This is a genomic window from Leisingera sp. M527, from assembly GCF_025141525.1.
Classification (GTDB): domain Bacteria; phylum Pseudomonadota; class Alphaproteobacteria; order Rhodobacterales; family Rhodobacteraceae; genus Leisingera.
This window is the reverse complement of sequence record NZ_CP081037.1, coordinates 2,078,942-2,092,541: the sequence shown is the minus strand read 5'-3', so window position 1 is coordinate 2,092,541 and position 13,600 is coordinate 2,078,942. Positions and strand designations below refer to the sequence as shown.

Here is a 13,600-nt window from a genome sequence, read left to right as displayed (position 1 = left end):
CCGTGCCGGTTGCTGCCAGAATGCGCTTTGTTGGTTTTGACAAGCGCTTTCAAACCCGGTACGCACATCCCAAAGCTGCTATAATAATCGGGTTTTGAAAAATGGTTTGGGGGAAAGTCGCAGGCAAGTCCTGTGGTGAGTGTAAGTCGGGCATCAACATCTTGTACCGTAAAGTTTCGGCTATTTCTCTGGCGGTTGCGCTGGGTTATGCATTGTCTCCGCTGCCGGCCGAGGCGCAAAGCTTCCGCTTCAATACGGTTCAGGTCGAGGGCAATCAGCGGATCCAGACGTCCACTGTTGTTGCCTACACCGGGATCGAACGGGGGCAGACAGTCAGTGCGGGCGAGTTGAACGACGCCTATCAGCGCATCCTTGACAGTGGCGTATTTGAAACAGTGGAATTGTTGCCGCGCGGCAATACGCTGGTGATCAAAGTCACCGAATTCCCGACCATCAATCAGATCAGCTTTGAGGGCAACCGCCGTCTCAAGGATGATTCCCTGGACCAGATTATCGAATCTGCGCCGCGCCGGGTGTTCAGCCCCTCGCAGGCTGAGCGCGACGCCGCCGCAATTGCCGAGGCGTACAGCGTTCAAGGCCGTCTGGCGTCGCGCGTGACCCCGCGGATTATCCGCCGCAACAACAACCGCGTCGACCTGGTGTTCGAGATTTCCGAAGGCGACACCATCGAGGTGGAGCGCGTCTCCTTCACCGGCAACCGGGTTTATTCCGACCGCCGTCTGCGCCGGATCCTGCAGACCAAACAGGCTGGATTTCTGCGCGGTTTCATCAACTCGGACACGTTGATCGAGGACCGGCTGGAATTCGACAAGCAAGTGCTTCGTGATTTCTATCTGTCGCGCGGTTACGTGGATTTCCGGGTGAACAGCTCCAATGCTGAAGTCACGCGCGAGCGGGATGCGGTTTTTCTGGTGGTCGATGTGACCGAAGGTCAGCAATTCAGGTTTGGCAATGTCTCTGTGACCAGCGAAATGCCGGAAGCGGATGCCGACCTGTTTAGCTCCACCCTGAAGATCAAGCCCGGCGTGGTCTACTCCCCGTCGCTGGTCGAGAATGCGATCGACCGGATGGAGGGGCTGGCCGTCCGCAATGAGATCGACTTTTTGCGGGTCGAGCCGCGGGTCACCCGCAATGAGCGGGATCTGACCCTGGATATTGAGTTCGTATTGCGCCGCGGTCCGCGGGTGTTTGTCGAGCGTATCGATATCGAAGGCAATACCACCACGCTGGACCGGGTGGTACGTCAGCAATTCCGCTCGGTGGAAGGCGACCCCTTCAATCCGCGGTCCATCCGCAACAGCGCAGAGCGTATCCGGGCGCTTGGTTTCTTTGCCAACGCCGATGTGGAAACCCGTGAGGGCAGCTCGTCCGATCAGGTGATTATCGACGTCGACGTCGAGGAACAGCCAACCGGGTCGCTGAATCTTGGCGGTGCATACTCGGTCACGGATGGTTTCGGGGTCAGCGTCGGCCTGACCGAGAACAACTTCCTGGGCCGCGGTCAGCGGCTGTCGTTCAATATCGCCACGGCGACGGAATCGGATTCCTATGTTCTGGGCTTTACCGAGCCTTCGCTTCTGGGGCGGGATCTTCGGTTCGATCTGGATCTCGGTCTGAATGAAACCGACTCCAGTTTCTCGGAATACCGCACCAAGCGGATCTTCTTCCAGCCCGCGCTGACCTTCAACACAGGCGAGGATACCTCGCTTCAGGTCCGCTATACGTGGGATGCGGACGAGATGCTGTTCAGCGATAGCGAGGATGACGACACGACCTCCTTCCTGGCGAGTCCGGTTATCCGCAATGAAATCGCGCAGGGTGAGCGTTCGTCGAGTGCCATCGGTTTCACCTACCGCTATGACAGCCGTTTGACCGGCCTGGATCCGACTGCGGGCTTCCTGGTTGAAATCGGGGCCGACTATGCCGGCCTGGGCGGAGATTCTGAGTACTTCAAGACCACAACCAAGATTGTGGCGCAGAAACAGATTCTGAACGAGGAAGTCACGATCCGTGCGACCTTGGAGGCGGGTGCGTTCCAATGGGAAGGCAGCGGTTCCAGCCGCTCGATCGACCGGTTCGTTCTGACCCCATCGGTTATGCGCGGATTCGAACCCGGCGGTATCGGTCCGCGGGACCAGTCCAGCGGCGCGCCTAACGGAAACTACAATGACTTCCTGGGCGGCAACTATTATGCTGTAGCCCGCTTTGATGCGGAATTCCCGCTGGGCTTGCCTGAGGAACTGGGGATGCGTGGCGCCCTGTTCTATGATGTTGGCAGCCTTTGGGGAACGCAGAACGTGGACAGATCCCTCCCCGCAGGCGGAAATGCAACTGTGGTAGGAGGCAGCAGATCGTTCCGCCACGTCGTCGGCGTTTCCCTGCTGTGGACCACCGGGATCGGCCCGCTGCGCTTCAACTTCTCCAAAGCCCTCCAGAAAGAGGACTTTGACCAGGAACAGAGTTTCGACCTGACTTTGCAGGCGCGGTTCTGATCTGGTGCGGCGGCCTGCGCCCAGTTATTGGGCAGCGCTTGGTCTTGCCATAGCGCTGTCCGGGCCCGGGACGGTGCCGGCCCTGGCCCAGGAGCCGGCTTCACCCCCCCCCAATGCGGGTGCGGAATTCCAGCTGGGGCTGCCGCAAAGCGGCATCCTCACCATCCAGCCAGACCGGCTGTTTTCCGAAAGCGCCTTTGGCAAGCGGGTGGAGCGCGAGATTGAGGCCGAGGGCGCAGTGCTGACCGCGGAAAACCGCCGCATCGAGGCTGAACTGCGCGCCGAGGAGCTGGAGCTGACCGAACGCCGCAGCGACATGGCGCCGAACGCCTTCCGTGCCCTGGCGGATGCTTTTGATCAGAAGGTGCAGGAAACCCGGCGCCGCCAGGACCAGAAGCTGCGTGAAATCAACCAGATGGGCGAGGAAGCCCGGCGGGAATTCATCGCCGCCTCACTGCCGGTGCTGCAGCAGATCATGCGGGAGTCCGGCGCTGGGGCGATTCTGGATCATGCTTCGGTCTTTCTGAGCGCCAATGCCGCTGATATCACCAGTCTGGCAATCGGCCGGATAGACGAGGTTCTTGGCGATGGCGCAGCAGATGAGGAGAGTGAGCGCTGAGTGTGCGAACTTGCCCAAGTGCCCTCTGCTTGCTAGGGACGGCGCAGCATAATTGACGATAATGGGAAACCACGCATGACCACCGAGCTGCAAAATGCTGACATTCAACTGATCCAGCGGATCCTGCCGCACCGCTACCCGTTCCTGCTGGTCGACAAGGTGGTTGATATCGACAGCTACAAATCGGCCCGCGGCATCAAGAATGTCACCATGAATGAGCCGCATTTCCAGGGCCATTTCCCGGGAACGCCGATCATGCCGGGTGTCACCATCGTCGAGGCGATGGCGCAGACCGCAGGCGTGATGCTTGGCGTTGGCATGGACATGGTCGATACCGATCTGCTGATCTATTTCATGAATATCGACAAATGCAAATTCCGCCGCAAGGTGGTGCCCGGTGATGTGCTGGAAATGCATGTCGAAACCCTGCGCGGCAAACCGGGCGGCAAGATCTTCAAGTTCCTGGGGCGCGCCACGGTGGACGGTGAAGTGGCCGCAGAAGCCGAATTCACCGCGATGGTTGACCGCCAGGTAGAGGGCGCCTGATATGAGCAGCATCCACCCCAGCGCCATTATCGAAGACGGTGCCAAAATCGGCGAGGGCTGCGAGATCGGCCCGTTCTGCCTGGTTGGACCTGATGTTGTGCTGGGGGACCGGGTTGTTCTGAAATCCCATGTGGTGGTCACAGGCGACACCGAGATCGGCGACGAAACCGTTGTATTCTCCTTTTCGGTGCTGGGCGAGATCCCGCAGGACCTGAAGTTCAAGGGCGAGAAGTGCAAGACCGTGATCGGCAAGCGCAACCGCATCCGCGAGCATGTGACGGTGAATGCCGGCACCGACGGCGGCGGCGGCGTGACCCGCATCGGCGACGACGGCTTGTTCATGGCGGGCTGCCATATCGCCCATGATGCCCAGGTCGGCGACCGGGTGATTGTGGTGAATTCTGCCGCGGTGGCGGGCCACTGCGTGCTGGAGGATGACGTGATCATCGGCGGCCTGTCGGGCATCCACCAATGGGTGCGTATCGGCCGCGGCGCCATCATCGGCGCAGTCACCATGGTGACCAATGATGTGATCCCCTACGGGTTGGTGCAGGCGCAACGGGGCGAACTGGACGGGTTGAACCTGGTCGGGCTCAAACGCCGCGGCGTGGCCCGCAGCGACATCACCGCTTTGCGTGCGGCGTTTCAGATGCTGGCCCAGGGCGAAGGCACCTTTCAGGAGCGCGCCAAGCGGCTGGGGGACGAGAGCGACAGCGAATACGTGCAGCGGATCGTCGCTTTCATCACCGGCGGCAGCGACCGCTCTTTCCTGACACCGGGGGGCTGAGACCATGCTGGCAGTGATTGCAGGCACCGGTGAACTGCCGGCTGAAGTTGTATCCCGTGTTGCCGGCCGGCCGCTGATCTGTGCGATGGCAGGGTCCGAACCGGACGCGGTGGTTGCGGAAGTGACTTTCCGGTTTGAACAGCTGGGATCCTTTCTGGAACGCTTGAAGGCCGCAGATGTGACCGAGATCTGCATGGCGGGCGCGGTGCGCCGTCCCAATATCGACCCTTCGGCCATCGATGCCGCGACGATGCCGCTGGTTCCGGTGCTGCAGGCGGCGCTGGCTGCTGGCGATGACGGGGCTTTGCGGGCGATCATTGGCATTTTCGAACAGGCTGGGTTCACTGTCCGCGCCGCGCATGAGGTAGCGCCGGATCTGCTGATGGCAGAGGGCGTGCCGACCAAGGTCCAGCCGGGCGAGCTGGACAAGGCAGATGCTGTACGGGGCGCGGAAATTGTCGCCGCCATGTGTGCGGCTGATATCGGCCAGTCCTGTGCAGTGCGCAAGCAGCAGGCAATCGCGGTCGAGAACATCTTCGGCACCGACTGGATGCTGGCCTCGCTGCTGCAGCGCCCGGACGGGCAGGGCGGTTTGCTGTTCAAGGCGCCGAAACCGGCACAGGACCGCCGTGCTGACCTCCCCACCATTGGTGCCGGGACAGTGGAAGCCGCGGCTAAGGCCGGATTGTCCGGCATTGCACTGGAAGCAGGCGGCGTGATCGTATTGGATCAGGAGGCGGTGATTTCGGCCTGTGACCGGCTGGGCCTGTTCCTGTGGCTGCGCAAGGGATGAGCCTGCGGGTGTTCATTCTGGCGGGAGAGCCTTCGGGCGACCGGCTGGGCGGGGCGTTGATGGCGGGTTTGAAGCAGCTGGAACCGGACGTCAGTTTCGACGGCATTGGCGGTGCGTTGATGGCTGAGCAGGGGCTGGTCTCACGGTTTCCGATGGATGAGCTGTCGGTGATGGGGCTGGCCGAGGTGCTGCCCAAATACCGCCATCTGAAACGCCGGATCCGGGAAACAGCCGATGCGGTTCTGGAAACCAAGCCGGATGTGCTGATCACCATCGACAGCCCGGATTTCTCGCTGCGGGTAGCGCGGCTGGTCAAAGAGCAAAGCAATATCCGCACAGTTCATTACGTGGCGCCCTCGGTTTGGGCCTGGCGGCCCAAACGGGCAGGCAAAATGGCTGAGGTCATCGACCATGTGCTGGCGTTGCTGCCGTTTGAGCCGCCGCTTATGGAAAAGGCCGGTATGGCCTGCGACTTTGCCGGCCACCCGGTGGTCGCCGAGCCGCAGGCCTCGCGTGATGAGGTTGTTGCGTTCCGGCAGCAATTTGGTCTGGGAAATGCGCCCTTTGTGCTGGCGCTGCCAGGCTCGCGGCGCTCTGAGATATCGCGGCTGGCGCCGGACTTCGGGGCTGCCTTGAAACACTTCCTGGAGACACATCCGGACTATAAGGTGGTCGTTCCTGCCGCCGCGCCGGTTGCAGGGCTGGTGCAGGAGACCTTGCAGAGCTGGCCTGCGGGCACCGTCCTGATTGACCCGAACAAATTCGAGCCAGCCACGGCAAAGGCCCACAAACGCGCCGCCTTTGCGGCAGCGGATCTGGCACTGGCCGCCTCTGGCACGGTATCGCTGGAACTGGCCGCCGCGGCCACGCCGATGGTGATTGCCTACAAATTCCAATGGCTGACCTGGCAGATCATGAAACGCATGGCGCTGATCGACACTGTGACGCTGGTCAACCTGGTGAGCGATACCCGCGTGGTGCCGGAATGCCTGGGGCCAGAGTGTACACCGGACAATATAGCTGCCCGGCTGGCTGCGGTTTCAGCCGACCCTGGCGCGCAATTGGGTGCCATGGACGTGACCATGCAACGTCTTGGCAAGGGTGGTGAAGAGCCAGGACTGCGTGCCGCCCGCGCGGTCCTGGACCGTTTACCCAGCTGATAGGGCAGGAGCGCGCCGGAGGCTGATGCCTCCGCCGCGCGGCTTTTGGTAGCGCGGGCGCTGCGCACCCGCGCGGAGCGCGCCGCCCGGGCAGCGCAGAACATGTGCGGGTCGGCAAGATGACTCGGCGGATTTAGTATTGCCGGGAATCGCTCGGGCGCAAATGCGCCCTTAGCGTTGACTCATTTTTGATTTGGAAACCTGCGTTTCCCTGACCTGGCGCAACCGCCCAATGGCGCGCCTCAGTAACCGCGCCAGATCCAGCCGCCGCCAAAGATGCGGGAGCCTTCGCTGGCGTAGAACACGCAGGCCTGGCCGGGAGAGACGCCTTCCTCCGGGGTCAGCAGCTCGACCTCGGCGGTTGTTTCGCTCAGAGGACGGATGATCGCCTCGCGCGGGGGGCGGGTGGAGCGGACTCTGACCTTCACATGCCATTCATCCTGCGAGGTGAACGCCGTGTCGCCCAGCCAGTTGATTTCGCGCACCGGGATGGTGCGGGTGGCCAGCAGCTCCTTGGCGCCGACAACAACCTGTTTCTTGTCCACATCAAGCCTCACCACATACAGCGGTTCGCTGAGGCCGCCGATGCCCAGGCCGCGGCGCTGGCCGATGGTGTAGTGCAGCACCCCGTCGTGGCGGCCCAGCACCCGGCCGTCGGAATGAACGATGTCGCCCGGCTCCGCAGCACCGGGGCGCAGTTTTTCGATCACCCCGGCATAGTTTCCGTCCGGCACAAAACAGATGTCCTGACTGTCAGGCTTGTCCGCTACGGCCAGCCCGTATTGCGCTGCCATCTTGCGCGTTGCGTCCTTGGAGGGCAGGTGGCCCAGCGGAAAGCGCAGGTAATCCAGCTGTTCCGGCGTCGTTGAGAACAGGAAGTAGCTCTGGTCGCGGTTTGCATCCTCGGCGCTGTGCAGCTCTGCCCCGTTTGCCCCCATCATACGCTGGATGTAGTGGCCGGTGGCCATGCAGTCGGCCTCCAGATCCTTGGCAGTCTCCAGCAGGTCCTTGAACTTCACCCGCTCGTTGCAGCGGATGCAAGGCACCGGGGTTGCACCGGCCAGATAGCTGTCTGCGAACTCGTCAATCACCGCATCCTTAAAAATGTTCTCATAATCCAGGACGTAGTGCGGAAAGCCGCGCTCCTCGGCCACGCGCCGCGCGTCGTGGATATCGATGCCCGCACAGCAGGCGCCTTTTTTGGCCAGCGCCGCGCCGTGATCATAAAGCTGCAGCGTCACGCCGACCACGTCATAGCCCTGATCGGCCAAGTATGCAGCGACAACAGAGCTGTCGACGCCGCCTGACATGGCCACCACCACCCGGGTTTCCGAGGGCGGTTTGGCAAAGCCGAGCGAGTTTAGGTTTGAGTCGTGGTCCAGCGCCATGGGGCAGCTCCTGAAGGCAAGGGGGCAGGCGCCGCAGAATATAGGAAAATCCTACAGACTCTCAAGGGCCGTGGTTCACGTGCCGTTAAGCCTGATCGGAAATTCTTGTGCCAGACCTCAACGAAAAAGATCTTCGAGGGAAGAAAGATGTTTTTGAAGAAAGTTGACGGGCCGCGCGCCGTCACCCTGCCGGATGGCACTATCATGACCCGGGCGGACCTGCCGCCGACAACCACCAGGCGCTGGGTTGCCTCGCGCAAGGCTGCGGTGGTGCGCGGTGTTCTGTACGGGCTGCTGCCTCAGAAGGAAGCCATGCAGCGTTACGGGCTGAGCGAGGAAGAGTTCCGAAGCTGGGTTGCAGCGGTTGCAGACCATGGCGAAGAGGCCCTGAAAACCACGCGTCTCAAGAAATTCCGCAGCCCTGACGCAAAATAAACAGGCCCGCCCTTGAGTTGCATTTGTAAATTAACCATCATGGTAACGAGGCATTAACTTTTTTCCACCAAGGTTAACGCGACCTGAGGGAAACAGTGTACAGGCGGAGAAAATAATATGCGCATTCTGCTGGTTGAGGATGATCCGACCACGGCCAAAAGCATCGAACTGATGCTGACCCATGCCAACCTGAACGTCTACTCGACGGATTTGGGGGAAGAGGGGATCGATCTGGCTAAACTTTACGACTACGACCTGATCCTGCTGGATCTGGGGCTGCCCGATATGAACGGCCACGAGGTCCTGCGCCAGCTGCGCATGTCCCGTATCGAAACGCCGATTCTGATACTGTCCGGTGCCGATGATACCGACAATAAGATCAAGGGCTTCGGCTTTGGCGCGGATGACTATCTGACCAAGCCTTTCCACCGTGAGGAACTGGTGGCGCGGATCCATGCGATCATCCGCCGTTCCAAGGGGCATTCGCAATCTATCATCAAGACCGGCAAGATCGCGGTCAACCTGGATGCCAAAACGGTTGAGACCGATGGCAAGGCGGTGCATCTGACCGGCAAGGAATACCAGATGCTGGAGCTTCTGTCGCTGCGCAAGGGCACCACGCTGACCAAGGAGATGTTCCTGAACCATCTTTATGGCGGCATGGATGAGCCGGAACTGAAGATCATTGATGTTTTCATCTGCAAGTTGCGTAAGAAGCTTAGCAATGCAACAGGCGGCGAGAATTACATCGAAACTGTCTGGGGCCGCGGTTATGTGCTGCGTGATCCGCAGGAGGACCACCTTTCAGGCGGCCAGCGGCTGGCTGTCGGCGCCTGAAAGGATGATCACCCGGTCGGCACATGACCATGTGCCGCCGGTTGCAAGGACCTGCCGGCTGGCGGGTCTTTTTGCTTTTTGCAGCTTGTTGCTGACGGTCTGATGGATGCGCTGGACGCGGCTGGCGCCGCACCTTATCACGAAAGGGAAGAACGAAGAGGGACCGCGCGTGGCAGAGAAAACAGAAAAAGACGTGGCAAACCTGACGGCTGAAGACGCGCAGGCTGAATTTCTGGCACTGGAAGAAAACCTTCGGGCGGCGGATCTGGCCTATCATCAGGCCGACGCGCCTGAGATCAGCGATGCCGAGTATGATTCGCTGAAACGCCGTTACCGGACCTTGGCAGAGGCATTCCCTGAATTGGCTGAAACAGCGGCCCGGCTGGATGCTGTTGGCGCGCCCGCGGCATCTGGCTTTGGCAAGATCACCCATTCGGTGCGGATGCTGTCGCTGGGCAACGCTTTTGAGGATGAGGACGTCGCCGATTTCGACCGCAGCATCCGCAAATACCTGGGCCTCACGCCTTTTGATGGATTGTCTTTTACCGCCGAACCCAAGATCGACGGGTTATCGCTGTCATTGCGCTATGAACAGGGCGTTCTGATCCAGGCGGCAACGCGCGGCGATGGCAGCATTGGTGAAAATGTGACCGCCAACGCCCGAACTATTGCCGACATTCCCCAGCAGCTGGACGGCGCGCCGGAAGTGCTGGAAGTGCGCGGCGAAGTCTACATGAGTCACGCGGATTTCGAGGCGCTGAATGCCCGGCACGAAGAACGCGGCGGCAAGATTTTTGCCAATCCGCGCAACGCCGCCGCAGGGTCGCTGCGGCAGCTGGATGCGGAAATCACCCGGGTCCGGCCTTTGCGGTTCTTTGCCTACAGCTGGGGTGAGCTGAGTGAACCCCTGGCAGAAACGCAGATGGAGGCAATTGCGCGGCTGCACTCCCTGGGGTTTCAAACAAACCCGCTGACCCGGTTGTGCGCAACTCTTGAAGAGATGATCAGCCACTACCGCAGCATCGAAGAACAGCGCGCAACGCTTGGCTATGACATTGATGGCGTTGTGTATAAGGTCAATGATCTGGCCTTGCAGGGGCGGCTGGGCTTCCGCTCGACCACGCCCCGCTGGGCGATCGCGCATAAATTTCCGGCGGAACTCGCCTGGACCCGGCTGGAGGCCATCGACATTCAAGTCGGCCGTACCGGCGCGCTGAGCCCGGTTGCCCGTCTAACCCCTGTGACCGTTGGCGGCGTGGTGGTGTCGAATGCGACGCTGCACAACGAGGACTACATCCAGGGCCGCGACTCTAAGGGCGCGGAGATCCGGGCGGGCAAAGACATCCGCATCGGTGATTGGGTGCAAATTTACCGGGCCGGCGATGTGATCCCGAAAGTGGCCGATGTGGATCTGGCCAAGCGGCCTGCGGATGCCGCGCCCTATCAGTTCCCGCAGACTTGCCCGGAATGCGCCAGCCCGGCTGTGCGCGAAGAAGGTGACGCCGTGCGGCGCTGTTCCGGCGGCCTGATCTGCCCGGCGCAGGCGGTGGAAAAGCTGAAGCACTTTGTGTCCCGCGCGGCCTTTGACATTGAGGGTCTGGGCGCCAAACAGGTGGAGCAGTTTCATGCAGACGAGTGGGTGAAAGAACCCGCGGATATCTTTGATTTGCAAGAAAATTATGGATCCGGACTCCAGCAGTTGAAGAACCGCGAAGGGTGGGGCGAAAAATCTGCGGATAACCTGTTTGCTGCGATTTCTGAAAAACGCACCATACCGATGGCCAAACTGATCTATGCCCTGGGCATCCGCCACGCGGGCGAAGTTGCCGGCCGCGATCTGGCGTTGCATTACCGGGATTGGTACGCGATGGCGGAGGCGGTTGACGCCGCGCGACCCGCCGCGCTGGCGCACCGGGCAGCGGATGAGGCTGAGGAGGCTGAACGCCAGGCTGCCACGCAGGAGGGCCGCCGTGCCCGCATCAAGGACGCCCGCGACGCGGCGATTATCGCTTGCGGTGTTCCAGCCGAAGCCGCCTCTGCTTGGGCGGACCTTATCGGTGTGGATGGGATTGGCGCAGTGCTGGGCCTGTCCCTGTCAGACGCCTTTGCCAACCCCGAAGAACGCGCGGCCTTTGACCGGCTGGTGGCTAAGCTGACCATTGTGCCGCCGGATGCACCGGCAGCAGACAGCCCGGTGGCGGGCAAGACCGTGGTTTTCACCGGCACGCTGGAAAAGATGACCCGCGCCGAAGCCAAGGCGCGGGCCGAAACTTTGGGTGCCAAAGTGTCCGGCTCGGTCTCCAAAAAGACCGACATACTGGTGGCCGGGCCGGGCGCGGGGTCCAAGGCCAAGAAGGCGGCTGATCTGGGCATCCGGACAATGGATGAAGATAGCTGGCTGGAGCTGATTGCAGAGGCATGAGCGGACGTCCCGAAATCCTGTTTCCGCTGTTCGCCGGGACCGAAACCTTGCAAGGGGTTGGCCCGAAAACGGCACAATCCCTTACTCAGGTAGAGGTCGAGACACCGCGTGACCTATTGTTTTCGCTACCGTATTCGGTGGTGGACCGGCGGCGGCGCGATACTATCCTTGGGGTGGATCTGCCCGCCGTCGTTACAGTTGAAGTGACCATCGGCAGCCACCGCCCGGCCCGTAACCGGGGCGGTGCCTACCGGATCCATGTGGAAGATGCGGAGACAGAATTCCAACTGGTGTTCTTCCATGGCCGCAGCCGCTATCTTGAGGCTCAGCTGCCGGAGCGCGCGCGCCGTGTGGTCTCGGGCAAGCTGGAGCTGTTTGACGGGCTGGCCCAGATGGTTCACCCGGACCACATGCTGCCTGTTGAGGAAGCGCATGAGATCCCGGAGTATGAACCGGTCTACAGCCTGACCCACGGCGTCACCCAGAAGACCATGTATAAGGCGGCGCAAAGCGCGCTGTCGCGGATGCCGGAGCTGGCCGAATGGATCGACCCGGCGCAGATGCTTCGGGAAAACTGGCCCGCTTGGCATGATGCATTGCAAACAGCTCATGCACCGCAGGGTCCCGGTGACTTGGACCCGCAGGCACCGGCGCGGGCGCGGCTGGCGTATGACGAGTTGTTTGCCCATCAGCTGACCCTGGCGCTGGCCCGCCAGACCGAACGTAAAATTCGCGGCATTGAAAGTCAGGCCACAGGGCGGCTGCTATCCCGGGTGTTGAAGGCATTGCCGTACCGGCCGACCAGCGCGCAAGCCCGCGCAATCGAGGAAATTTCGGCGGATATGGCGACGGACAAGCGGATGAACCGGCTTTTGCAGGGCGATGTGGGTTCCGGCAAAACCTTGGTTGCTTTCATGGCTTTGCTGGTCGCTGTTGAAGCAGGTGGGCAGGGGGTGATGATGGCTCCCACGGGCATTCTGGCGCAGCAGCATATGGAAGGGCTTGCACCGCTGGCCGAGGACGCAGGTGTGGTGATTGAGATCCTTACCGGGCGCGACAAAGGCGCGGAGCGCAAGGCCAAGCTGGCGGCGCTGAAATGCGGTGACATTCACATCCTGGTAGGTACCCACGCGGTGTTCCAGCAGGATGTAGAATTCCGCGATCTGCGGCTGGCCATTGTCGATGAACAGCACCGCTTTGGTGTGCGCCAGCGGATGGAGCTTGCGGAAAAAGGCAAGGGCGCGGATGTGCTGGTGATGACCGCCACGCCGATCCCGCGCTCGCTGGCGCTGGCACAATATGGCGACATGGATGTTTCAGTGCTGGACGAGAAACCGCCGGGGCGCAAGCCAGTCAAGACCGCCGTGATCAGCACCGAGCGGATGCAGGAAGTGGTTGATCATCTGCGCAAAGCAATCAGTGAGGGACGCCAGTGCTACTGGGTTTGCCCGCTGGTCGATGAGTCTGAGCTGAGCGACCTGACAGCGGCGGAGGAACGGTTCAAGCATCTGCGGGCCATTCTGGGTGAGGGCACTGTAGGGCTGGTGCATGGCCAGATGCCGCCTGCGGACAAAGATGCGGCCATGGCTGCCTTTCAGGAGGGCAGAACCAAGGTTTTGGTGGCCACCACGGTGATTGAGGTGGGGGTGAACGTACCGAATGCTTCGATCATGGTGATTGAGCGGGCCGAGATTTTCGGCCTTGCGCAGCTGCACCAGCTGCGCGGCAGGGTGGGGCGCGGCAGTGCCCAGTCAACCTGCCTATTGATGTATCAGCCGCCGCTTACCGAGGGCGGGCGCAAACGGCTGGAAGTGCTGCGCGAAACCGAGGATGGCTTTCGGATTTCGGAAACCGATCTGCAGATGCGCGGCGCGGGCGACATGATCGGCACCGCGCAATCCGGCCTGCCACGCTTCCGTATTGCCGATTTGGAGCGCCAGGCCGGGCTGATGGCGGTGGCGCAAAGCGATGCGCGGGCGCTGCTGGCCGCCGATCCCAAACTGGACAGCCCCCGCGGCAAGGCTGCGCGTGTTCTACTGTGGCTGATGAAGCAGGATCAGGCAATCCGTTTGATTACAGTGGGTTAACGCGAATTTCAAA

The 13,600-nt window shown here is 61.4% G+C and carries 11 protein-coding genes; 10 read left to right on the top strand and 1 reads right to left on the bottom strand.

All coding sequences use genetic code 11. The features are described 5' to 3' along the window. The first annotated feature begins 101 nt into the window (after nucleotides 1-101). The 6 genes from bamA (at nucleotide 102) to lpxB (ending at nucleotide 6,418) form a co-directional block, all read left to right on the top strand. The gene (bamA, locus tag K3555_RS10430) at nucleotides 102-2,513 is read left to right on the top strand and encodes an outer membrane protein assembly factor BamA (RefSeq protein WP_260008418.1); all 2,412 of its coding nucleotides are present in this window, start codon (nucleotides 102-104) and stop codon (nucleotides 2,511-2,513) included. Between the two features lie 73 nt (nucleotides 2,514-2,586). Next, nucleotides 2,587-3,132: an OmpH family outer membrane protein gene (locus K3555_RS10425; RefSeq protein WP_260008416.1), complete on the top strand. Its 546-nt coding sequence runs from the start codon at nucleotides 2,587-2,589 to the stop codon at nucleotides 3,130-3,132. A gap of 75 nt (nucleotides 3,133-3,207) precedes the next feature. Beyond that, a complete protein-coding gene (gene fabZ / locus K3555_RS10420; RefSeq protein ID WP_129370710.1) occupies nucleotides 3,208-3,678 on the top strand; it encodes a 3-hydroxyacyl-ACP dehydratase FabZ in 471 nt (156 codons plus the stop codon). 1 nt (nucleotide 3,679) lies between these two features. After that, a complete protein-coding gene (lpxA, locus tag K3555_RS10415; protein ID WP_259992519.1) occupies nucleotides 3,680-4,465 on the top strand; it encodes an acyl-ACP--UDP-N-acetylglucosamine O-acyltransferase in 786 nt (261 codons plus the stop codon). Nucleotides 4,466-4,469: 4 nt separating this feature from the next. Next, nucleotides 4,470-5,258 carry an LpxI family protein gene (locus tag K3555_RS10410; protein WP_260008414.1) on the top strand — a complete coding sequence of 263 codons (789 nt, stop codon included), beginning with the start codon at nucleotides 4,470-4,472 and terminating at the stop codon, nucleotides 5,256-5,258. Further along, nucleotides 5,255-6,418, top strand: coding sequence for a lipid-A-disaccharide synthase (gene lpxB / locus K3555_RS10405; RefSeq protein WP_260008413.1), 1,164 nt, complete (start codon nucleotides 5,255-5,257; stop codon nucleotides 6,416-6,418). Before K3555_RS10410 ends, lpxB begins: the two co-directional genes overlap by 4 nt. 242 nt (nucleotides 6,419-6,660) lie before the next feature. Here lpxB and mnmA read toward each other — a convergent pair whose 3' ends face one another. After that, nucleotides 6,661-7,806 carry a tRNA 2-thiouridine(34) synthase MnmA gene (mnmA, locus tag K3555_RS10400; RefSeq protein WP_259992515.1) on the bottom strand — a complete coding sequence of 382 codons (1,146 nt, stop codon included), beginning with the start codon at nucleotides 7,804-7,806 and terminating at the stop codon, nucleotides 6,661-6,663. A gap of 147 nt (nucleotides 7,807-7,953) precedes the next feature. Between mnmA and K3555_RS10395 the strand changes: the two genes are divergently transcribed. From K3555_RS10395 to recG, 4 genes are all read left to right on the top strand, one after another. Then, the gene (locus K3555_RS10395) at nucleotides 7,954-8,241 is read left to right on the top strand and encodes a DUF1153 domain-containing protein (RefSeq protein ID WP_259999311.1); all 288 of its coding nucleotides are present in this window, start codon (nucleotides 7,954-7,956) and stop codon (nucleotides 8,239-8,241) included. 117 nt (nucleotides 8,242-8,358) lie between these two features. Further along, nucleotides 8,359-9,078 carry a response regulator transcription factor CtrA gene (gene ctrA, locus K3555_RS10390; RefSeq protein WP_259992512.1) on the top strand — a complete coding sequence of 240 codons (720 nt, stop codon included), beginning with the start codon at nucleotides 8,359-8,361 and terminating at the stop codon, nucleotides 9,076-9,078. Between the two features lie 169 nt (nucleotides 9,079-9,247). After that, nucleotides 9,248-11,500: an NAD-dependent DNA ligase LigA gene (gene ligA, locus K3555_RS10385; RefSeq protein WP_260008412.1), complete on the top strand. Its 2,253-nt coding sequence runs from the start codon at nucleotides 9,248-9,250 to the stop codon at nucleotides 11,498-11,500. Then, on the top strand, nucleotides 11,497-13,587 hold the full coding sequence (gene recG, locus K3555_RS10380; RefSeq protein WP_260008410.1) for an ATP-dependent DNA helicase RecG: 2,091 nt from the start codon (nucleotides 11,497-11,499) through the stop codon (nucleotides 13,585-13,587). The genes ligA and recG overlap by 4 nt, the downstream gene beginning before the upstream one ends. Nucleotides 13,588-13,600: the final 13 nt, after the last annotated feature.